The sequence below is a fragment of the Halomonas sp. genome, assembly GCF_033549285.1.
In the GTDB taxonomy this organism is placed as follows: domain Bacteria; phylum Pseudomonadota; class Gammaproteobacteria; order Pseudomonadales; family Halomonadaceae; genus Halomonas.
In genome coordinates, this window is the sequence record NZ_JAWSUJ010000019.1 from 31,857 (window position 1) to 51,538 (window position 19,682).

Here is a 19,682-nt window from a genome sequence, read left to right on the forward strand (position 1 = left end):
ACCTTCAGCGGCGGCGCGCGGAGACCTCGGCGGATCGCAGTCGCACGGCGAGCTTGTCGAGGATGCCGTTGACGTACTTGTGCCCGTCGGTGGCGCCGAAGGACTTGGCCAGCTCGACCCCCTCGTTGATCACCGCGCGGTAGGGCACCTCGAGGCGACGGGAAAGCTCGTAGGCGCCCAGACGCAGGATCGCCAGCTCGATGGGATCGAGGTCCTCCAGGCGCCGGTCGAGCAGCGGCGCGATGGCGGCGTCGAGCTCGCGGCGCTGGTCCGCCACGTTGTGCAGCAGTTCGTGGAAGAGCGCCAGGTCGGCGATCTCCATGACCTTGTGCCAGTTCTCGTGGTCCTCGAGATCGTCATCGGCCACCTGGCTGCGGAACTCGGCCTCCACGGCAGTGATCGACTTGCCGGTCATCTGCCACTGGTAGAGGCCCTGCACCGCCAGTTCGCGGGCCGCATGGCGGGACTGCTGGGCCTTCGACGGGGCCCGCGGGCGCTCGCCGCTCATGCCTCACCCCCGTCGTCGGCATCGTCGCCGAAGCAGCGCAGCAGCGAGACCATCTCCATCGCCGCCATGGCCGCCTCGGCGCCCTTGTTGCCGGCCTTGGTGCCGGCGCGCTCGATGGCCTGCTCGATGGACTCGACGGTCAGCACGCCGTTGGCCACCGGGGTGTCGAACTCCAGCTGCAGGTTGCCCATGGCGGTGTTGCAGCCGCCGGCGACGTACTCGAAGTGCGGGGTGCCGCCGCGGATCACCGCCCCCAGGGCGATCACCGCATCGGGGCGTACCACCTGCAGCACGCGCTTGATGGCCAGCGGCAGCTCCCAGGCGCCGGGCACGTGGACGATATCGATGCCCTGCGGGTCGACGCCATGGCGCACCAGGCTATCCACGGCGCCCTCGACCAGGCTGTCCACCACATGATGATTGAAGCGGCCCACCACGATCACGTAGCGGCCATCGACGTCGACGAAGCTGCCTTCGACTTGGGAAATCGGTTGCATGGTTCTGTGTCCTGAGAGATCCGGGGCTTGAGGGTCCGGCAGGCATGGCCCTGGGGCCATGCCGAGATGTGAAAGGCGGCGGCTAGTCGTCGCCCTGCCCGGCGGTCGCCTGCTCGCCGGGCTCCAGCCGCTCCACCACCTCGAGGTCGAAGCCGGAGAGGGCCGAGAACTTCCAGGGCGAGCTCAGCAGGCGCATCCTGCCCACCCCCAGGTGGCGCAGGATCTGCGAGCCGGTACCGATGGTCAGGTAGTTGCCCGCGCCGTCGGAGTCGCTGGTGCGCGGCGGCCGACGGCGCTCGAGGAACACCTCCAGCATGTCATGGAGGTCCTGGCGCGGACGGCCGTCGTCGAGCAGCACGAAGACGCCGTGCTCGGCCTGCGCCACCTCGGCGACCGCCTGCTGGGCGGTCCAGCTCGGCGTGTCGCCCTTCTGCAGGGCGAGCAGGTCGCGCATCGGGTTGGCCAGGTGCACGCGCACCGTGGTGAGCGCCTCGGGATGCGGGTGGCCCTTGACCAGCGCCAGGTGATGGGCGCCCTGGATGCTGTCGCGGAAAACGTGCAGGTTGAGCTCGCCGAAGGCGGTCTGCACCGGCGTCGACTCCACCGGCTGCACGGTCTGCTCGTTGTGGATGCGGTAGTGGATGAGGTCGGCGATGGTGCCCATCTTCAGGCCGTGCTCGACGGCGAAGCGCTCGAGCTCCGCCCGGCGGGCCATGCTGCCGTCCTCGTTCATGACCTCGCAGATCACGCCGCTGGGGTCGAGACCGGCCAGGGCGGAGAGGTCGCAGGCCGCCTCGGTATGGCCGGCGCGGCGCAGCACGCCGCCGGGCTCGGCCATCAGCGGGAAGATGTGGCCGGGCTGGACGATATCGTCGGCAACCGCGTCACGGGCGACCGCGGCACGCACGGTGCGCGCCCGATCGGCGGCGGAGATGCCGGTGGTCACGCCCTCGGCGGCCTCGATGGAGAGGGTGAACTTGGTCCCGAAGCCGGAGCCGTTGTCGCGCACCATCAGCGGCAGCTGGAGACGCTCGCAGCGCTCGCGGGTCATCGGCAGGCAGATCAGGCCCCTGGCGTGGCGCGCCATGAAGTTGATGTGCTCGGCCTCGACCTTCTCGGCGGCCATGATGATGTCGCCTTCGTTCTCGCGATCCTCGTCATCCATCAGGATCACCATCCGGCCCTGTCGGATGTCCTCGACCAGTTCTTCGATGGGGGCCAGGCCCCCGGATGAGGAGTGCACCATGGAGTCTCCATTGATTCAGCGTGGTGGCTGTCGTCATCCGACGACGAGCGGGTCGCCATCGGGCGTCGCCACCTCGAAACCGCGTCAGGGTACCGTGGCGCGTCGTCGGGCGCCAGTAAACAGCCACGTCGTCGGGCGCCGAGCGCCGAGCGCCGAGCGCCGAGCGCCGAGCGCCGAGCGCCGAGCAGGATGATGCCGCTGTGTTCAGCTTTCGGCCACCATGCGCCGCCGGGGCCGTGCGGTGATGCGCCAGTCGCTGCCCACGGCGCGGATATCGAGGACCTCCAGCCCCTTCTGCTGGGCCATCAGGGTCAGGCCCGGCAGCTCGAAGAGCGGACGCGCCTCACCGCCGAGCAGGGTCGGCGCCACGAACAGCTGCATCTCGTCGATCAGGCCGGCCTCGAGCATGGCACCGGCCAGCGTCGCCCCGGTCTCCAGCAGTACCTCGTTGGCCTGCTCGGCCTCGGCCAGGTGGCGCAGCAGGGCGTCGAGGTCGACGCGGCCGTCGGGGCCCGCGGGCATCGCCACCACCTCGGCGCCGGCGGCCTGGAGCCGCTCGCGCCGCTCGGGCTCGTGGTCGGCCAGGGTGGCCACCAGGGTGCGGCCGGGTTCGCGCAGGCAGGCGGCGGCCAGGGGCAGGCGCAGCCGGGAGTCCACCACCACGCGCAGCGGCTGGCGGGCGGCGAGCGCCTCGCCCTCGGGCAGCTCGAGCTGCTCGGGGCGCACGGTGAGCCGGGCGTTGTCGAAGATGATCGACTCGACCCCGGTGAGGATGGCGCTGGAGCGGGCGCGCAGGCGCTGCACCTCGCGGCGGGCCTGGGGCCCGGTGATCCACTGGGACTCGCCGGAGCGCATGGCGGTGCGGCCATCGAGGCTCATGGCCATCTTCAGGCGCACGAAGGGTCGGCCGTGGGACATGCGCATCACGAAGCCGGAATTGAGCGCCAGGGCCTCCTCCTCGAGCAGGCCCACCGCCACCTCGATACCGGCCTCGCGCAGCCGGGCGATGCCCCGGCCGGCGACCCGGGGGTTGGGGTCCTGCATGGCCACCACCACCCGCGCCACGCCGGCCTCGACCAGCGCCAGGGCGCAGGGGCCGGTGCGCCCCTGGTGGGAGCAGGGTTCCAGGGTCACGTAGGCGGTGGCATCGCGTGCCTGCTCCCCCGCCGCCCGCAAGGCGTGGATCTCGGCGTGGGGCTCGCCGGCCCGCTCGTGCCAGCCCTCGCCGACCACCCGGCCATCCTTGACCAGCACGCAGCCCACCCGGGGGTTGGGGTCGGTGGTATAGCGCCCGCGATGCGCCAGCCTCAGGGCGCGCGCCATCCAGGCCTCGGGGAAGGCGTGCTCGGCCATCAGGAGGCTCCCGACGGGTCCGTGGGAAAGCCGGGCTCCTGGGCCAGTCGGTCGATCTCGGCGCGGAACTCGTCGATGTCCTGGAAACTGCGATAGACCGAGGCGAAGCGGATATAGGCCACCTGGTCGAGGCGCTTGAGGGCCTGCATCACCTCCTCGCCGATGTCCCGGGCGTGGATCTCGCGCTCGCCCCGGGCGCGCAGGTTCTGGCGAATACGCTCCACCGCCGCCTCGATGGACTCGGCGCTGACCGGCCGCTTCTCCAGCGCCCGCAGCATGCCGGCGCGCAGCTTGGCCTCATCGAACACTTCCCGCGTGCCATCGGACTTGATCACTCGCGGCATCACCAGCTCGGCGGTCTCGTAGGTGGTGAAGCGCTCGCCGCAGGCCGCGCACTGGCGCCGCCGCCGTACCTGGTCGCCATCCGCCACCAGCCGAGAGTCGGTCACGCGCGTGTCGTTGGCGCCACAGAAGGGGCAATGCATAGGGATAACCCGAGGTCGATGGAAAGGCTGTCGCCGCATTGTAACGGTTCGCGAGGAGAGCGCCCAGCGACGCAGCGCCGCCCGGAGATGGCACGGGACCTGCAAGGAAGTGGCATCCCAGGCCGACCACCGGAGCCCACCATGCCCCTGCCCCGCTCCCTCGCCCATCCCCTGGACGAGGCCGCCTTTCAGACCCGCGCCCGCGAGCACCTCGACCTGCTCTACGGGCCGCGCCGGGAGGAGGTGCTTCGCCGCCTGCTGACGCGGCTCTCGCACCATCGCGGTGCCATGCCCACGGCAACGACGACAGGCGACGCCCCCTTGTGGAGCGAGCGGGACCAGTGGCTGATCACCTACGGCGACAGCCTGCTCGACGGCGACACCCCGCCCCTGGCGGTGCTTCGGGACTTCCTCGAGGCCCGGCTGCCCGACGGCTTCAGCGGGGTGCATGTGCTGCCCTTCTTTCCCTGGAGCAGCGACGACGGCTTCTCGGTGATCCACTACCGGGAGGTCGACCCGGCCCTGGGCGACTGGTGCCACCTGCGCCGGCTGGCCGAGCACGGGGACCTGATCGTCGACCTGGTGCTGAACCACGTCTCCCGGGAGTCGCTGTGGTTCGTCGACTACCTCTCCGGGAGCCTGCCGGGACGCGACTACTTCATCGAGATGGACCCGGCCAGCGACCTCTCCGCGGTGGTGCGCCCGCGCAGTTCCCCGCTGCTGGTGCCGGTGCCCACCCGTCGCGGCACGCGCCACCTCTGGGCGACCTTCTCCGAGGACCAGATCGACCTGAACTTCGCCAATCCCGACGTGCTGCTGGAGTTCATCGGCATCCTGCTCTTCTACCTGGCGCAGGGGGCGAGGGTGATCCGCCTGGACGCCATCGCCTTCCTGTGGAAGGTGCCCGGCACGCCCTGCATCCACCTGCCCGAGACCCATGAGGTGGTGCGCCTGTTGCGGGCCGTGGTCGACCACATGGCACCCGGCACCCTGCTGCTGACCGAGACCAACGTGCCCCACCGGGAGAACCTCAGCTACCTTGGCCTGCATCGCCTTTCAGGCGGGGGTCTGGAGCGTCTTTCAGACGGCCAGGAAGAGGGTCCGGCGGCGCCGGACGAGGCGCACCTGGTCTACCAGTTCCCCCTCCCGCCGCTGCTGCTGCATACCCTCACCAGCGGCGAGGCGGCCACCCTCGCCCGCTGGCTGGAGAGCCTGCCCGCGCTGCCGCCTGGGTGCAGCTACGTCAACTTCACCGCCAGCCACGACGGCATCGGCGTCCGCCCGCTGGAGGGCTGGCTGCCGGACCACGAGGTCGAGGCCCTGCTGGAGCTGATGCACCGCTTCGGCGGGTTCGTCAGCATGCGCACCGACTCCCTGGGCCGGGACATCCCCTACGAGATCAACATCACCTGGTTCGAGGCCATGAAGGGCACCCGCCGGGGGGCCGACCCCTGGCAGGTGGAGCGTTTCCTGTGCAGCCAGCACCTGATGCTGGCCCTGCAGGGCATTCCCGCCCTCTACGTGCACTCGCTGACCGCCACCCTCAACGACCTGGAGGGGGTCGAGCGCAGCGGCCGCCTGCGGGCGATCAACCGCCGCCGCTGGCAGCGCCGCGAGCTCGAGGAGCTGCTCGACAGCCGCAACACGCCGACCCGCGAGGTGTTCCTGGCCCTGACGCGTCGCCTGGCGGTGCGCCGCCGGGAGCCCTGTTTCCATCCGGACGCGACCCAGCGCGTGGTGCCCACCCCGCCGGCGCTGCTGGTGGTGGAGCGAGGACCACTGCCCGATGGCCGACGCCTGCTGGCGATCCACAACGTCACCGACCGGCGCCAGCCGCTCGAGCTGGACCTGCTCGACGGCCCGGGCTGGATCGACCTGCTGGAGGATGTGCCCTGGGCGCGGGAAGCGAGCCTGGCCCCCTACCGCAGCCTGTGGCTGCTGGCCCCGGGCTGATCAGGGCTCCGCGTGCTGGCCATCGCCCTGCATCTCCATGGGCTGCACCCGCTTGACCGGGGCCTCGACGGTCAGGGTCTCGCCGTTGTCGAGGGTCAGGGTGAGCTCGACGCGCTCGCCCTCGACCGGGATCCTGGTCAGCTCGAAGAGCATCAGGTGCCAGCCGCCGGGCGCCAGCCGCACGGTCTCGCCGGCCGGGACCGGGATCGCCTCGACCTGGCGCATCTGCATCACGCCCTCCACCATCACGTGGTTGTGAAGCTCCAGGCTGCCGGCCAGGGGCGAGCTGCCCCCGACCAGCGCCAGGTCCGTCTCGCCCGGATTGGTCAGCTCCATGAAGGCGGCGGTGGTCGGCGACGCCGGCGGCACCGCCCGCACCCGGGCCTCCTCGACGCTGAGGGACTGGGCCAGGGCAGTGGCACTGAACAGCGAGAACAGGACCAGCGGTAGGGCAGCGAGGCGCATGTCGGTCGACTCCAGAGGCTCAAGGGGACGCATCGAGCTTACCCTGCCTCGCCGTTGACGGGGAGCGGGCTGCGACATCGCGTCCCGCCGGCGGGTGCAGGCATTAATCCATGGCTAATGGGCGCGTGGCAGGATGGGAACTCTCTGGCCTCCGGCGGGTCCCCACGACACCCCCTGGCGACATCCCTTCATGACATCTCTTCCTAAACAGGATACCGCAATGCGCTCTCTTCCCCTCTCCCTGACGGCCGGCCTGGTCACGCTCTCACTGACCTCGGCGCTCGCCGCCGAGGAGCACTGGCCGGCCCCGGTCCAGGCCCTGGTGGACCAGGGCCTGAAGATCCACGGCGAGTTCGCGGCCCCCGGCGGCCTCAGCGGCTACGCCGCCAGCCACCGGGGCCGCGAGATGGCCGTCTACCTCACGCCGGACGGCGACCATGCCGTGGTCGGCACCCTGCTCGATGCCGAGGGCAACGACCTCTCCGCCGCGCCCCTGGACGAGCACGTGCGCAGCGGCCAGGAGGCCGAGGTGTGGCAGCAGCTCGAGGAGAGCCACTGGATCCAGGACGGCGACCCGCAGGCAGAGCGCGTGATCTACACCTTCACCGACCCCAACTGCCCCTACTGCGCCCGCTTCCACGAGCAGAGCCGCTCCTGGGTCGAGGCCGGCGAGGTACAGCTGCGCCACATCATGGTCGGCATCCTGAAGAGCGACAGCCCGGCCAAGGCGGCCGCCCTGCTCGGCGCCGAGGAACCTGCCGCGGCCCTGCAGGCACACCAGGCCAGTGACAGCGGCATCGCCGCCTCCGCCCAGTCCCGCGAGATCGAGGAGCAGGTCTACGCCAACAACCAGCTCTTCGAGGGCCTGGGGCTGATGGCCACCCCCACCACCTACTACCGCAACGAGGCCGGCCGCCTGGAGAAGGTCGAGGGAGCACCCGAGGAGGCGCGCCTCGAGGCGATGATGGGCTCGCCGCGCCCCTGACGCGGCGCGACGCGCCACCATGACGCAAGCGGGCCCCGCTGCCGATGGCAGCGGGGCCCGTCTCTCCGGGGGTGAAGGGTTGCCTCAGTCCTCCAGGTCCTCGAAGCGCGGCTGGCCGACGTTCCAGGGCTTGACCTCCTCACCCTTCTCGCCCCAGTTGGCGTGGTCGGCGAGGCGGTGGCCGTCCACCTCACGCTCCTGGCCATAGCTGGAGTTCTTGTGGAAGGTGGGGCCGAACTTCTCCAGCACCTCGTCCACGCTGCCGGTGTAGCGCGGGTCCTGAGGGCGCTCCTGCTGCGTCATGTAATAGGCGATGTCCCAGGCTTCCTGGTCGGAGAGCGAGAGCGGCTGGCCCAGCGGCATGTTGTTCTTGATGAACCCGGCCGCGGTGTGGGTGCGCACGATCCCGGCGCCCCAGTTGTTGGAGCCGTCGCCCCAGGGGGCGGGGAAGACATACTCGCCGTCCTGATAGAGGCCTGAGCCATCCTCGCTGTGGCAGATCGCGCAGTTCTCCACGTAGAGCGCCTCGCCGTTCTGGTAGCTCAGCGTCTCGGGGCGCTCCGGCGCCGGGAAGCCACGCCCGTAGATCGGCTGGTCTGGATACATGGGCGCCCCCGTGGCGAGCCACTGGTGGTAGGCGGAGAGGGCCAGCATGTCGTCGCTGCCGTACTCCGGCGGGGTGCCGTTCATGGAGTAGGCAAAGCAGCCGGCAATGCGCTCCTCGAGGTTGTTGACGTGCTGGTTCTTGCCACGGAAGTCCGGCAGGGTTACCGCCGCCGGCCAGACCGGGGCGCTGAAGGGCTGACGGCCCTCGCCCAGGTGGCAGCTGGAGCAGTTCATGTCGTTGAAGACATTCTCGCCGCGCAGCTGCTGGGTATTGGTAAAGAGGTCGTAACCACGGCGGATGACCTTCTTCAGCTCGGGATGGATATCGGCCTCCTCGAGGTCCGCCATGGTCGGCGGCACATGGACCAGCTCGTCCTCCTCGGGAGCGGGATAGCCCATCTCGACGAGTTTCTCGTATTCTGCCCAGGCGGCCATGCTGATGCCGGCGGCCAGGGTCGCACTGGCCACGGCCAGGGTTGTCCTGCGAAGTGTCATGTTCTGCTCCCCCTTATTCGGACGCCACGGACTGATTGGCCAGCCAGGCCGAGACGGCACGGATGTCCTCGTCGCTCATGCGCTGGGCGATCGCGCCCATCAGGTTCTGCGGGTCATTGCCCCGCTCACCGGCCTGCCAGGCACGCAGCTGGGTCTCGATGTAGCCGGCATGCTGGCTGGCAATGCCGGGGAAGGTGCCACCGGCCCCTTCGTTACCCGGACCATGGCAGCTCTTGCAGGAGACGATGTACTCATCCCAGTCGCCGCGCAGGGCCAGCTGCTCGCCGCGGGCCAGCAGATCCTCGCCGGCATCCTCGCCCCCCTGGGCCTCGGTCACCGGCATCTCGCTGTAGTAGGCCGCCACGTCGACGATCTGCTGGTCATCGAGCATGTTGGCGAAGGGCATCATGGTGGCATTCTCGCGACGCCCCTCCTTGAAATCATGCAGTTGCTTGGCGATGTACTCCGCCGGCAGCCCGGCCAGCCGCGGCCAGGACTCTCCTCCCGACACGTTCATTCCGCTGCCGTCGACCTGGTGGCAGGCCACGCAGACTCCGGCCGCCTGCTGGCCGCGCTCGGCATCGCCCTCCAGGGCCTGGGCCTGACCGGCGGCCAGGCCCAGCAGCAGGCCGAGCCCGCTCGCGATCCTCATGCTCGTCATTTCGGGTCACCCTCGTCGTTGTCATTGATCCCTTGCGGGGTTCCTTCCCGGGCCGGCCCTGCCGGTCCCGTCGACCTCGGCGTCAGCGGCAGCGTCAGCCGGGCCTCCAGCCCACCCCCCTCGGGGCGGGAAAATGCCAGCCCTCCGCCGAAGCGCTCGGCGATGGCGGCCACGATGGCCAGCCCCAGGCCACTGCCCTGCCGGCGGCTGGCCCGCCAGAAGCGGCGCGGCAGCTGCTCGAGCTGGGCATCGTCGACCCCGGGGCCATGGTCCCTGACCCCGTAGGTCAGCGTCTGGCCATCCGCGTCGAGGCGGGCGGCAACCTCCACGGGGCTCTCCCCGGGGCCGTGGCGAAGGGCGTTGTCCATCAGGTTGCGCAGCGCGGTGATCGCCAGTTCCCGAGGCACCGCCAGTTCCACCTCGGGCCAGGCCTCGGGTAGCGCGAAGTGTTGCCGGTCGCTTGCCGAGGCGTCGCGCAGCGCCAGCTCCACCACGTCGGCGGCGCGGCTGGCCTCGCCATCCTCGAAGTGTAGTCGCCCTTCCACCCGCGCCAGCATCAACAGCTGGTCCAGGGTCCGCGACAGACGCGCCACGCCCTCCTCGGCATGGTCCAGCGACTGCCGTGCCGCCTCGCCCTCGACCCGGCTGGCCACCTGCAGGTGGGTCTTGATGGCCGTCAGCGGGGTGCGCAGCTCGTGGGCGGCGTCGTTGGTGAAGCGCTGCTCGCGCACGATGGTCTGCTGGATGCGCGCCAGCAGGCCGTTGAGCGTCTCCACCAGCGGGCGGATCTCCACCGGCACGCCATGGGTCGCCACCGGCGCCAGGGCATCCGGGTGGCGGCGGGCCAGGGCATCGCGCAGACGGCCCAGCGGCTGCAGCCCCCTCACCACGCCGAGCCACAGCGCCAGCAGGCTACCGGCGAGCGCCACCACGAAGGGCACCACCGCCACCTGCAGCACGTTGCGCATCAGGATGTCGCGCTCATCCATGCGGTCGGCGGTGGTGATGGTCAGCCCGCCCCGCTCGTAGGTGAACACCCGCCAGGTCACGCCGCCCACCTCGCGGTAGGCATGCCCCGGCTCGCGCGCCTGCAGGATGTCCTCCATGTCGGTATGGGTGCGCGCCATGATCTCGCCGCGCGGCGAGTGCACCTGGCAGGCCAGCCCCTCGATGGGCGGAATCGAGAGGGCACGCTGGTCGGCCTGTTCCCAGACGTCCAGCGGCAGCTGGGCCATCAGCCCCGCCACCATGCGGGCCGACTGGGCGAGCCGCTGGTCTAGGGTCTTCTCCACCTGCTGGTGCAGGTCGCGCATCAGCCAGGCGGCGGCCAGGCCCCAGAGGAGCAGCAGGGTCAGCCCCAGGGTCAGCACCAGGCGCGTGCGCAGGCTCATGCCCGACCGGCCCCGTGGCGGCGCGGCACCTCCACCGCGGAGGGCTTGCCCAGCCGGTACCCCAGGCCGCGCACCGTCTCGATCACCCGACTGCCGAGCTTGCGGCGCAGGTGGTGGATATGCACGTTGAGCGCATTGCTCTCCACCTCCTCGTTCATGCCGTAGAGGCTGTCCTTGAGCTGGCCGGCGGTCAGCACGCTGCGCGGCGCCTGGAGAAAGGCCTCCAGTAGCACCAGCTCGCGCCGCGAGAGGCTCACCGGCCGCCCGGCCACGCTGACCTCGCGGGAGAACGGATCCAGGCACAGCGGGCCATGCTCGATCAGCGCCCGGGAGCGCCCGGCGGCCCGGCGCAGCAGGGCCTGCAGGCGCGCGACCAACTCGTCCAGGTCGAAGGGCTTCACCAGGTAGTCATCGGCCCCCACATGCAGCCCATCGATGCGATCGCTCACCGCGTCGAGGGCGGTGAGGATCAGCACCGGGGTATCGATACCGGCCCTGCGCCACTCCTCGAGGAGCAGCATGCCGTCGCCATCGGGCAGGCCCCGGTCGAGGATGACCACATCGCTCGACACGGTGTCCATGGCCGAGCGTGCCTCGGCCATGGAGCTCACACGGTCGGCGACGAAGTCATGGACGGCGAGTCCGGCCTGGATGCCCGACGCCACCAGGGCATCATCCTCGATGAGCAGTACGTGCATGACTGGCAATCCTCATGATGTGCGACATCCTGTCACCCGACCATTAAGAAGGCGTTAAGCCGTCATAAGGCTAGAACGATTCGCACTCGTCCATTGGTCGCAAGCCCAGGGTCGCAACTTCCGGGTCGCAATTTCCGTGTCGCAGAAAAGTCCCCCGCCGGCAGGGCCGACGGGGGACGGTGGCAGCTGTTCAGGCAGGGTCACCCCCTGGCAGGGATCGCCCGGGCCAGGAACCAGCCGGCCACCATGGCCACCAGCATGGCGAGCAGCGGGCCGGAGAGCCCGGCGATGGAGGCGAAGGCCGGTCCCGGGCAGTAGCCGGAGAGGCCCCAGCCGATGCCGAACAGCGCGGCTCCGCCGATCAGGCGGCCGTCGATGTCCTGACGGGTGGGCAACTGGAAGTGCTCGCCGAACACCGGGTTGGGGCGACGCAGCACCAGCCGGTAGCCGATGAAGTTGGTGATCACGGCGCCGCCCAGCACGAACATCAGCGTCGGGTCCCAGGCCCCGGCGACATCCAGGAAGCCGAGCACCCGGGCCGGGTCGGTCATGCCGGAGATGGCGAGGCCCAGGCCGAAGATAAGCCCCGCGACATAGCCCATTATCGTCTTCAGGGTCTCGGTCTTCATGCCCCACCTCCGATCACGTGCCGGACCACGAAGACGGTGACGATCGCCGCCACCAGGAAGGTGGCGGTGGCCACCATCGAGCGCACCGACAGCCGGGAGAGCCCGCAGACGCCATGGCCACTGGTGCAGCCGCTGCCGAGCCCGGTGCCCAGGCCCACCAGCAGGCCGGCCAGCAGCATCAGCGGCACACCCCCCGCGGGCTCGCCGATCACCTCGCCCGGGGCGCCGGCCACGTTGCCGAGCCCGCCCCCGGCGAGCAGCAGCACCACGGGGCCGCTGACCAGCCCCAGCACGAAGGCCAGGCGCCAGGCGCTGTCCCCCGTGGGGCGCGCGGTGACCAGGGTGCCGATGATCCCGCTGATGCCGGCGATGCGGCCCAGGGTGGCCATCAGCCAGGTGGCCGAGAGGCCGATCAGCACACCGCCGATCAGCCCCTGAAGGCTTGCTATCCAATCCACGTCATATCTCCTCTAGTGTCAGGGTGTCGACCATCCAGCCGGGCCGGTTGCCCGCGCCGGCCCTACCTGCCGGCTGCCAGCCCGGCCTCGCCGCAGGCCTGGTCCGAGACCGCGTCGACATTGTCGTGCAATGCCCGCCAGGCGTCATAGGTGCTCAGGAACACCCTGCCGGTCAGCTCATGGCAGAACGCCGTGTGCTGCAGCCGATCCATCACCGGCCCCTTGACCTCGGTCAGGTGCAGGGTGACGGCGGAGTCCTTGAGCCGCGCATTGATCGCCTCCAGGCTCTCCAGCGCCGAGGCGTCGATGACGTTCACCGCCTGGCAGGCCAGCACGATGTGCTCGAGGCCCGGCTGGCGGGCCGCCAGCGCCATCACGGTGTCCTCCAGATAGCGGGCGTTGGCGAAGTAGAGGCTCTCGTCGACCCGCAGGATCGCCAGCCGGTCATCGGTTTCCACCGCGTGGCGGCGCACGTTGCGAAAGTGCTCGCTGCCGGGCACCCGCCCCACCACCGCGCTGTGCGGGCGACTGGTGCGATACAGGTGAAGGCCGAGCGACAGACCCACGCCGACCAGGATGCCACTCTCCACGCCATGGGCCAGGGTCAGCACCAGGGTGGCCAGCATGGCCACGCCATCGGCCCGGGAATAGGCCCAGGTGCGCCGGATGGCGGGCAGGTCGATCAGGGTGCCCACCGCGACGATGATCGTGGCGGCAAGCGTCGCCTTGGGCAGGAAGGCCAGGGGCGTGGTCAGCGCCAGGGTGGCCAGGGCGATGCCCAGGGCGGTGAAGGCGCCGGCGAGTGGCGTGGCGGCACCGGCCTCGAAGTTGACCACCGAGCGGGAGAAGCCGCCGGACACCGGCGAGCCGCCGCTCGTGCCCGCCCCGATATTGGCCAGCCCCATGGCGATCAGCTCCTGGTTGGGGTCGATCCGCTGGCGCCGCTTGGCGGCCAGGGTCTGGGCCACCGAGACCGACTCCACGAAGCCCACCAGGCTGATCAGCACCGCCGCCGGCAGCAGGCTCGACCACAGGTCGGGATCCAGGCTCGGCAGGGCCAGGGACGGCAGGCCGCTGGGCACCTCGCCGACCAGGGCCACACCCCGCTCGCCGAGGCCCAGCCCCCAGGCCAGCAGGGTGGTGGCGACCACCGCCGAGACCGGCGCGGCCTTGGCCACCAGGTCGGCGACCGTCGCCGACAGCCCCAGGCGCCTGAGGCCACCCTTGAGATGGCGCCGGCACAGCAGCAGGTAGCCCCAGACACCGAGGCCGATCGCCAGTGTGATGACGTTGGTGTCCTGAAGCCCCGCGACCAGCGCCGAGCCCATCTCCACCAGGTTGTGACCGGACGCCTCCACACCCAGCACATGACGCAGCTGGCTGGCGGCGATCAGGATGCCCGAGGCAGTGACGAAGCCCGAGATCACCGGGTGACTCAGGAAGTTGGCCAGGAACCCCAGGCGCAACACCCCCATGGTCAAAAGGACCAGCCCGGAGAGGGCCGCCAGCACCAGGGCCGCCCCGACGTACTCCGCGCTGCCGGGGGTGGCAATGCCGGAGAGCGCCGAGGCGGTCATCAGCGAGGCCACCGCCACCGGCCCCACCGCCAGGGTGGCGCTGGTGCCGAAGAGGGCGTAGAGCACCAGCGGCAGCATGCTGGCGTAGAGCCCCACTTCCGGCGGCAGGCCGGCCAGCAGGGCATAGGCCAGCGCCTGGGGCACCAGCATCAGGGTGACGATCACCGCCGCCACCAGGTCACGCGCCAGCACATCGCGCCGGTAGCCGGGCAGCCAGCCGATCAGGGGAATCCAGCGTGAAGGGATCATTAAGGTCTCGTCATCTGCGGTGAACCCTGTTCAGTCGCGGCGAGCCGCCCGGGCCCGGCACTCCTGCCCCTTGAGCATGCCATTCCGTAGCGCCAGGACGGCGTTATCGCTGTCGTGCGCGGCGCTGTCAGGTCTCGAGCATCTCGCGGATCGGCTCAGGGTCATGGCCGGCGTCATGGGCCGCCGCCAGCAGCGCCGGGATATCACAGCCGGCCTCCCGGGAGCGGGCGTGGGCCCAGAGGTGCACGGCGCGCTTGCCGGTCTTGCAGAAGGCGAGGATGGGGGTGGGCAACCCGTCGAGGGCCTGGCCGAAGGCCGTGATGTCGGCCTCCGAGTAGTCGCCCGGGGTCACCGGGATACAGCGCCATTCGAGGCCCAGCTCGGCGGCTCGGGCACTCAGGGCGCGGTCGTCGGGGTGGTCCTCGGCCTCGCCGGGGCGGCGGTTGCAGATCACCGAGCTAAAGCCGCGGCGGGCGACCTCGTCGAGGTCGGCGGGCGTCACGGCGTCGGCGATGGCGAAGCCGGGTTCGAGTTCATGGATCTGCATGGGCGCTCTCCTGGGGAGATGATGACTGGGAAGAGGGACGATCAGAACTTGTTGATCGGTACCTTGAGGTAGACCTGGCCGTTGTCGTCGGCCGGCGGCATGTGGCCGGCGCGCATGTTGACCTGCACCGAGGGCAGGATCAGCCGGGGCATGTCCAGGGTCGCGTCGCGTTCGGTGCGCATCTTCACGAACTCCTCCTCGCCGATCCCTGCGTGGACATGGACGTTGTGAGCGCGCTGCTCCGCCACGCTGGTCTCGTGCTGATACTCCTCGCGCTCCGGCGCCTTGTAGTCGTGGCACAGGAAGAGGCGCGTCTCGGCCGGCAGCGCCAGCACCTTCTGGATGGAGCGGTAGAGGGTGCGTGCGTCGCCGCCCGGGAAGTCGCAGCGGGCGGTGCCGTAGTCGGGCATGAAGAGGGTGTCGCCGACGAAGGCGGCATCGCCGATCACGTAGGTCAGGCAGGCCGGGGTGTGGCCCGGGGTGTGCAGTACCCGCCCCTCGAGGTTGCCGATGGCGAAGGTATCGCCCTCCTCGAAGAGGCGGTCAAACTGGCTGCCGTCGCGGGCGAACTCGGTGCCGGCGTTGAAGGCCTTGCCGAAGACGTCCTGCACCACCGTGATCTTGGCGCCGATGCCGGTCTTGCCACCCAGCGTCTCGTGCAGATAGGGGGCGGCGGAAAGGTGGTCGGCGTGGACGTGGGTCTCGAGGATCCACGCCACCTCGAGGCCGTTGTCGCGCACGAAGGCGATGATCTCGTCGGCGGAGCGCACGTCGGTACGGCCGGCGGCGTAGTCGAAGTCGAGCACCGAATCGAGGATCGCGCAGGACTTGCTGGCGGGATCCTGTACCACATAGCTGAAGGTGTTGGTGGGCTCGTCGAAGAAGTGGGTCACGGTTGGTCGGGCCGCGTTCGGCTGCTGGGACATGGGGAATGACCTCCATCGAGTGTCACTGGCCGGGGTATGAGGTCAGCTTAGCGCAATACAAGTTCTAAAGATAGATTTTTTTGCTATATAAGACCGAGGATGGATGACCTCCCCGCCATCCAGGCGGCACGTCGCCGTGGCGACGGGCCTGTTGCTGGCCGTCACTCCCAGGCGGCGCCTTCCAGGGCGTCCAGCGGGATCTTCAGGTAGCGCTTGCCGTTGGCCTCGGGCTCCGGCAGGCGACCGCCCAGGATGTTCACCTGCAGGGAGTGCAGGATCAGCTTGGGCATCGGCAGCTCGCCGTCACGCTGGTCGCGCATCGCCACGTAATCGCTCTCGGAAACACCCCCGACCAGGTGCTTGTTGGTCTCGCGCTGCTCGCGCACCGTGCTCTCCCACTGCGGATCGCGCCCGTCGGGCATGTAGTCGTGGCCGGTGAACAGCCGGGTCTCGTCGGGCAGCGCCAGGACCGCCTGGATGGAGCGCCACAGCTGGCGGGCATCGCCGCCGGGGAAGTCGGCCCGGGCGGTGCCGAAGTCCGGCTGGAAGAGGGTGTCGTGGACGAAGGCAGCATCGCCCACCACGTAGGTGATGGAGGCCAGGGTATGGCCCGGCGAGAACATCACCCGCACTTCCAATTCGCCGATGCGGAAGGTCTCGCCCTCGGCGAACAGCCGATCCCACTGGGAGCCGTCGGCGGGGAAGTCGGGCCAGTGGTAGAGCTCCTTCCAGAGCTGCTGTACCTCCACCACCTTCTCGCCGATGGCGGTAGGCGCCCCAGTCCTCTCCCTCAGGTACTGCGCCGCCGAGAAGTGGTCGGCATGGGGGTGGGTGTCGAGGACCCACTGCACCTCGAACCCCTGCTCATTCACATAGGCGAGCAGCTCGTCGGCGTGGTGGGTGGCGGTGGCCCCGGACTTCTCGTCGAAGTCATGCACCGGGTCGATGATCGCGCACTGGCGGGTCGCCGGGTCGCTCACCACGTACTGCACGCTGGAGGTCTGAGGGTCGAAGAAGCCGGCCACGTCGGGGCTGCCGGCACCGCTGCTCGGGGAGAGGGCGAAGGTCTTCATGGTCACCTCCTCTTGGCGCCCGGCCTCGACCGGGCGGTGATTTACGGATTTTTGAATAACCTTAGCGCATTATGCTCTATGCACCGATTGAGGCCGTACATGGTCGCGATAGTTCCATGCCGACCCGGAAGCGGCCTGCAAGCCTCCCAACGCAAGGCGCCCGCGACCCGAAGGTCGCAGGCGCCTTGTGGAACACTACCGGCCTGAGCCGTTCCGCCTACTGGTTCGGCTTGCGGGTATTGATACCCAGCAGTTTCCAGGCCGGGCAGAAGTTGAACAGGCCAGTGGCCAGTGGCCAGCGGCAACACGCCGATCCAGCCCCAGGCGCCGATGGTGCCCGTCAGCGCCAGCAGGATCAGCACGGCGCCGACCACGATACGGGCAATAAGGAGGACGAAGAACGGCGGAATGAGGCCATCAGGGTGAGCCGGCGAAGCGCATCGCTACATGGGCCAGCTCAGAGCTCGATACGGTCGCCGTAGGCGGGAATCTCGGCCTCGATGTCGCTCTCGGCCAGCGCCGCCTGCAGCGCCTGCTGGGCCCCGGGTTCGCCATGCACCAGATAGAAGCGGGGACGGTTGCGAAAGGCCCCGGCCCAGCCCAGCAGCTGGGTCTGGCCGGCATGGGCCGAGAAGCCGCCGATGGTGTGGACCTTCGCCTTGACCGCCAGGTCCCGGCCCATCACGCGGATCCGCTCGGCGCCGTCGACGATCTGGCGCCCCACCGTGCCCGCGGCCTGGAAGCCGACGATCACCAGCCGGGTATCGGGCTTCTCCAGGTTGTAGCGGAAGTGGTGGATGATACGCCCGCCGTTGCACATCCCGGCCCCGGCGATGATGATCGCCCCGCCGTGGATGCGGTTGATGGCCATGGACTCCTCCACCGTGCGGGTCATGCGCAGCACCGGCAGGTACTGGCTGGTGTCGCCGCTGGCCGCCACGTTGAGCACCTTGAGGTCCTCGGGATCCAGCGACTTGCGTGCCCGGTGATAGAGCTCGGTGACCTTGATCGCCATGGGGCTGTCCAGGAACACCATCTGCTGGCGCAGCCGCCCCTCGTGGTAGAGCACGCTCAGGTGGTAGAGGATCTCCTGGGTGCGCCCCACGGCAAAGGCGGGAATCAGCACGTTGCCGCCCGCCTCGTGGGCCTCCTCCAGCACCCGGGCGAACTCCTCGAGGGTCTCCTCCAGCGGCCGATGGTCGCGGTCGCCGTAGGTGCTCTCCATCAGCACCAGGTCGGCGTCATAGAGCTTCTCGGGATCCTTCATCAGCACCGAGCTGGGATTGCCCAGGTCCCCCGAGAAGACCAGCCGCTTCGTCTGCCCCCCGGAGGGAATGGCCAGCTCGACGATGGCCGAACCGAGGATGTGGCCGGCGTCGCGGAACACCAGGCTGGCTCCGCCGGGCAGCTCGACCGGCTGGCCGTAAGGGTGGGATTCGCAGAGCGCCAGGGTCTGTTCCACGTCCTCCAGCGCGTAGAGCGGCTCGACCAGCGGCTTGTCGTTGCGCCTGCGCCACTTGTTCTCCCACTCGACGTCCTTGGCCATGATGAAGGCGGCGTCCTGCAGCATGATCTCCAGCAGGTCGCGGGTGCCCCGGGTACAGTGGATCGGCCCGCGATACCCCTCCCGCACCAGCTTGGGCAGCAGCCCCGAGTGGTCGAGATGGCCATGGGAGAGCACCACTGCCTCGAGCTCCCGGGGCAGCCTGCCGAAGGACCTGGCGTTGGCCTCGTCGGCGTCGCTGCCGCCCTGATGCAGGCCACACTCCAGCAGCAGCTTGTGCGAGCGGTCATTGCCGTCCAGCTCGATGAGATAGCGCGAGCCGGTGACCTCCTTGACCGCGCCCTGGAAGGTGAGTGTCGACATGGTCTCGCTCCTTGTAGCCGAAGAACTGCTGGTAGCCGAGGAACGGGGCAAGGCCCCGTCCCAGGCCGGCCCCTTCACCTCAGCATAACGGATTCACGGCCGGCCGGCGCCATCCACGCCACTCCCCTTGACGCGGGGCATCCGCCACCCGGCAGGTCGTCGACTCTCCCTGATGCGACGCCGGAAGAGAGGTAGAGATATCCCGGGGTCAACGACCGATATTCACTGGCCATTCACGGCGCATTTTCGATATGATGTTCGTCAGATATCCCACCCATACAATGGAAGAAGAGAAATGAAATCCACGCCGACACTCGTGCTGGTCATGGGGGTTTCAGGATCCGGAAAGTCTCACATCGGCAAGCGCCTTTCCGAGGCCATCGGTGCCGACTTCATCGATGCCGATGACCACCACAGTGCCAGCAGCATCGCCAAGATGTCCCGTGGCGAACCCCTCAACGATGGCGACCGGGAGGGCTGGCTCGAGACCCTTGCCGGCTTCTTCCGTGACCATGCTCGAAAGGGGCGTTCGCTGGTGATCGGCTGCTCGGCGCTCAAGCGCCGCTACCGCGACCAGCTCCGCCGGGGAGCGCCGGACCTTAAAATCCTCTACCTGCATGGCAGCCGGGAGCTTCTGCTGGCACGACTGCGCGCCCGCCAGGGGCATTTCTTCCAGGGCGATCACATGCTGGACAGCCAGCTTCGCGACCTGGAACCCCCGGGTGAGGACGAGGCGATTCGCTTGGACATCTCTCTCTCACCGGAGGTGATCGTCTCGACCTTTCTCGAGCGAATCGATGCCTGACCCCTGCCCTTCCCTGGCATAAAATCCAGCAGAGACCCAAGGAAAAGGGAGGCCATTATGCCTCCCTTTTTTATGCCTTTTCCAGGCTTACTCCCACATCTACAGCGGCCAGATGGCGAGCTGCGGCCAGGTGAGAAGGGCCGCCAGCACGCACAGCTGGATCGCCATGAAGGGCAGCACCGAGACGTAGATGTCCTTCAGGCTGATG

Annotated in this window: 21 protein-coding genes; 3 read left to right on the top strand and 18 right to left on the bottom strand. The window is 69.3% G+C overall.

What is annotated here, in order from left to right:
- Nucleotides 1-4 precede the first annotated feature (4 nt).
- The 5 genes from nusB to nrdR all read right to left on the bottom strand — a co-directional run bounded on the left by nusB (nucleotide 5) and on the right by nrdR (nucleotide 4,089).
- Nucleotides 5-508 carry a transcription antitermination factor NusB gene (nusB, locus tag SCI24_RS06345; protein WP_318724575.1) on the bottom strand — a complete coding sequence of 168 codons (504 nt, stop codon included), beginning with the start codon at nucleotides 506-508 and terminating at the stop codon, nucleotides 5-7.
- Nucleotides 505-1,005, bottom strand: coding sequence for a 6,7-dimethyl-8-ribityllumazine synthase (ribE, locus tag SCI24_RS06350; protein WP_318724576.1), 501 nt, complete (start codon nucleotides 1,003-1,005; stop codon nucleotides 505-507). Before ribE ends, nusB begins: the two co-directional genes overlap by 4 nt.
- Before the next feature lie 82 nt (nucleotides 1,006-1,087).
- A complete protein-coding gene (gene ribBA, locus SCI24_RS06355) occupies nucleotides 1,088-2,251 on the bottom strand; it encodes a bifunctional 3,4-dihydroxy-2-butanone-4-phosphate synthase/GTP cyclohydrolase II (RefSeq protein WP_318724577.1) in 1,164 nt (387 codons plus the stop codon).
- Nucleotides 2,252-2,455: 204 nt separating this feature from the next.
- Nucleotides 2,456-3,604, bottom strand: coding sequence for a bifunctional diaminohydroxyphosphoribosylaminopyrimidine deaminase/5-amino-6-(5-phosphoribosylamino)uracil reductase RibD (ribD, locus tag SCI24_RS06360; protein ID WP_318724578.1), 1,149 nt, complete (start codon nucleotides 3,602-3,604; stop codon nucleotides 2,456-2,458).
- Nucleotides 3,604-4,089: a transcriptional regulator NrdR gene (gene nrdR, locus SCI24_RS06365; RefSeq protein WP_133637706.1), complete on the bottom strand. Its 486-nt coding sequence runs from the start codon at nucleotides 4,087-4,089 to the stop codon at nucleotides 3,604-3,606. Before nrdR ends, ribD begins: the two co-directional genes overlap by 1 nt.
- A 141-nt stretch (nucleotides 4,090-4,230) precedes the next feature.
- Here nrdR and SCI24_RS06370 point away from each other — a divergent pair, with 141 nt between their 5' ends.
- Nucleotides 4,231-6,042, top strand: coding sequence for a sugar phosphorylase (locus tag SCI24_RS06370; protein ID WP_318724579.1), 1,812 nt, complete (start codon nucleotides 4,231-4,233; stop codon nucleotides 6,040-6,042).
- Here SCI24_RS06370 and SCI24_RS06375 read toward each other — a convergent pair whose 3' ends face one another.
- Nucleotides 6,043-6,507, bottom strand: a complete 465-nt coding sequence (locus tag SCI24_RS06375; protein WP_318724580.1) for a copper chaperone PCu(A)C — start codon at nucleotides 6,505-6,507, stop codon at nucleotides 6,043-6,045. It lies immediately after the preceding gene.
- A gap of 220 nt (nucleotides 6,508-6,727) precedes the next feature.
- On the opposite strand from SCI24_RS06375, the gene dsbG reads away from it, so the two are divergent.
- Entirely contained in the window at nucleotides 6,728-7,492 is a 765-nt protein-coding gene (gene dsbG / locus SCI24_RS06380) for a thiol:disulfide interchange protein DsbG (RefSeq protein WP_318724581.1), read from the top strand.
- Between the two features lie 84 nt (nucleotides 7,493-7,576).
- Here the strand turns inward: dsbG and SCI24_RS06385 are convergent, their stop codons facing one another.
- From SCI24_RS06385 to SCI24_RS06440, 12 genes are all read right to left on the bottom strand, one after another.
- Nucleotides 7,577-8,593: a c-type cytochrome gene (locus SCI24_RS06385; RefSeq protein ID WP_318724582.1), complete on the bottom strand. Its 1,017-nt coding sequence runs from the start codon at nucleotides 8,591-8,593 to the stop codon at nucleotides 7,577-7,579.
- A 13-nt stretch (nucleotides 8,594-8,606) separates the two neighbouring features.
- Nucleotides 8,607-9,254: a c-type cytochrome gene (locus SCI24_RS06390; RefSeq protein WP_318724583.1), complete on the bottom strand. Its 648-nt coding sequence runs from the start codon at nucleotides 9,252-9,254 to the stop codon at nucleotides 8,607-8,609.
- A complete protein-coding gene (locus SCI24_RS06395; protein ID WP_318724584.1) occupies nucleotides 9,251-10,645 on the bottom strand; it encodes an ATP-binding protein in 1,395 nt (464 codons plus the stop codon). The genes SCI24_RS06390 and SCI24_RS06395 overlap by 4 nt, the downstream gene beginning before the upstream one ends.
- Nucleotides 10,642-11,343: a response regulator gene (locus SCI24_RS06400; protein WP_318724585.1), complete on the bottom strand. Its 702-nt coding sequence runs from the start codon at nucleotides 11,341-11,343 to the stop codon at nucleotides 10,642-10,644. Before SCI24_RS06400 ends, SCI24_RS06395 begins: the two co-directional genes overlap by 4 nt.
- A 200-nt stretch (nucleotides 11,344-11,543) precedes the next feature.
- On the bottom strand, nucleotides 11,544-11,972 hold the full coding sequence (locus SCI24_RS06405; protein WP_318724586.1) for a DUF6691 family protein: 429 nt from the start codon (nucleotides 11,970-11,972) through the stop codon (nucleotides 11,544-11,546).
- Complete coding sequence (locus tag SCI24_RS06410) at nucleotides 11,969-12,430, bottom strand: YeeE/YedE family protein (RefSeq protein WP_318724587.1); 462 nt, start codon at nucleotides 12,428-12,430, stop codon at nucleotides 11,969-11,971. The genes SCI24_RS06405 and SCI24_RS06410 overlap by 4 nt, the downstream gene beginning before the upstream one ends.
- A 62-nt stretch (nucleotides 12,431-12,492) precedes the next feature.
- On the bottom strand, nucleotides 12,493-14,256 hold the full coding sequence (locus SCI24_RS06415) for a sulfate permease (RefSeq protein WP_318724588.1): 1,764 nt from the start codon (nucleotides 14,254-14,256) through the stop codon (nucleotides 12,493-12,495).
- A 127-nt stretch (nucleotides 14,257-14,383) separates the two neighbouring features.
- Nucleotides 14,384-14,803, bottom strand: coding sequence for a TIGR01244 family sulfur transferase (locus SCI24_RS06420; RefSeq protein ID WP_318724589.1), 420 nt, complete (start codon nucleotides 14,801-14,803; stop codon nucleotides 14,384-14,386).
- 41 nt (nucleotides 14,804-14,844) lie between these two features.
- Nucleotides 14,845-15,729: an MBL fold metallo-hydrolase gene (locus SCI24_RS06425; RefSeq protein ID WP_318724590.1), complete on the bottom strand. Its 885-nt coding sequence runs from the start codon at nucleotides 15,727-15,729 to the stop codon at nucleotides 14,845-14,847.
- Between the two features lie 161 nt (nucleotides 15,730-15,890).
- On the bottom strand, nucleotides 15,891-16,802 hold the full coding sequence (locus tag SCI24_RS06430; protein ID WP_318724591.1) for an MBL fold metallo-hydrolase: 912 nt from the start codon (nucleotides 16,800-16,802) through the stop codon (nucleotides 15,891-15,893).
- Nucleotides 16,803-17,019: 217 nt separating this feature from the next.
- On the bottom strand, nucleotides 17,020-17,094 hold the full coding sequence (locus tag SCI24_RS21545) for a DUF2892 domain-containing protein (RefSeq protein ID WP_412929183.1): 75 nt from the start codon (nucleotides 17,092-17,094) through the stop codon (nucleotides 17,020-17,022).
- 165 nt (nucleotides 17,095-17,259) lie between these two features.
- Nucleotides 17,260-18,669, bottom strand: coding sequence for an MBL fold metallo-hydrolase (locus SCI24_RS06440; protein ID WP_318724592.1), 1,410 nt, complete (start codon nucleotides 18,667-18,669; stop codon nucleotides 17,260-17,262).
- 295 nt (nucleotides 18,670-18,964) lie between these two features.
- Between SCI24_RS06440 and SCI24_RS06445 the strand changes: the two genes are divergently transcribed.
- Nucleotides 18,965-19,474 carry a gluconokinase gene (locus SCI24_RS06445; protein WP_318724593.1) on the top strand — a complete coding sequence of 170 codons (510 nt, stop codon included), beginning with the start codon at nucleotides 18,965-18,967 and terminating at the stop codon, nucleotides 19,472-19,474.
- Nucleotides 19,475-19,682 lie beyond the last annotated feature (208 nt).

Bases quoted from the DNA above. Each gene is read 5' to 3' on its own strand.
- SCI24_RS06385 (WP_318724582.1), bottom strand. From the start codon at position 8,593: ATGACACTTCGCAGGACAACCCTGGCCGTGGCCAGTGCGACCCTGGCC.
- SCI24_RS06390 (WP_318724583.1), bottom strand. From the start codon at position 9,254: ATGACGAGCATGAGGATCGCGAGCGGGCTCGGCCTGCTGCTGGGCCTG.
- ribBA (WP_318724577.1), bottom strand. From the start codon at position 2,251: ATGGTGCACTCCTCATCCGGGGGCCTGGCCCCCATCGAAGAACTGGTC.
- SCI24_RS06420 (WP_318724589.1), bottom strand. From the start codon at position 14,803: ATGCAGATCCATGAACTCGAACCCGGCTTCGCCATCGCCGACGCCGTG.
- nrdR (WP_133637706.1), bottom strand. From the start codon at position 4,089: ATGCATTGCCCCTTCTGTGGCGCCAACGACACGCGCGTGACCGACTCT.
- SCI24_RS06440 (WP_318724592.1), bottom strand. From the start codon at position 18,669: ATGTCGACACTCACCTTCCAGGGCGCGGTCAAGGAGGTCACCGGCTCG.
- nusB (WP_318724575.1), bottom strand. From the start codon at position 508: ATGAGCGGCGAGCGCCCGCGGGCCCCGTCGAAGGCCCAGCAGTCCCGC.
- ribD (WP_318724578.1), bottom strand. From the start codon at position 3,604: ATGGCCGAGCACGCCTTCCCCGAGGCCTGGATGGCGCGCGCCCTGAGG.
- SCI24_RS06445 (WP_318724593.1), top strand. From the start codon at position 18,965: ATGAAATCCACGCCGACACTCGTGCTGGTCATGGGGGTTTCAGGATCC.
- SCI24_RS06405 (WP_318724586.1), bottom strand. From the start codon at position 11,972: ATGAAGACCGAGACCCTGAAGACGATAATGGGCTATGTCGCGGGGCTT.
- SCI24_RS06415 (WP_318724588.1), bottom strand. From the start codon at position 14,256: ATGATCCCTTCACGCTGGATTCCCCTGATCGGCTGGCTGCCCGGCTAC.
- SCI24_RS06370 (WP_318724579.1), top strand. From the start codon at position 4,231: ATGCCCCTGCCCCGCTCCCTCGCCCATCCCCTGGACGAGGCCGCCTTT.
- SCI24_RS06400 (WP_318724585.1), bottom strand. From the start codon at position 11,343: ATGCACGTACTGCTCATCGAGGATGATGCCCTGGTGGCGTCGGGCATC.
- SCI24_RS06425 (WP_318724590.1), bottom strand. From the start codon at position 15,729: ATGTCCCAGCAGCCGAACGCGGCCCGACCAACCGTGACCCACTTCTTC.
- ribE (WP_318724576.1), bottom strand. From the start codon at position 1,005: ATGCAACCGATTTCCCAAGTCGAAGGCAGCTTCGTCGACGTCGATGGC.
- SCI24_RS06375 (WP_318724580.1), bottom strand. From the start codon at position 6,507: ATGCGCCTCGCTGCCCTACCGCTGGTCCTGTTCTCGCTGTTCAGTGCC.
- SCI24_RS06430 (WP_318724591.1), bottom strand. From the start codon at position 16,802: ATGAAGACCTTCGCCCTCTCCCCGAGCAGCGGTGCCGGCAGCCCCGAC.
- dsbG (WP_318724581.1), top strand. From the start codon at position 6,728: ATGCGCTCTCTTCCCCTCTCCCTGACGGCCGGCCTGGTCACGCTCTCA.
- SCI24_RS06395 (WP_318724584.1), bottom strand. From the start codon at position 10,645: ATGAGCCTGCGCACGCGCCTGGTGCTGACCCTGGGGCTGACCCTGCTG.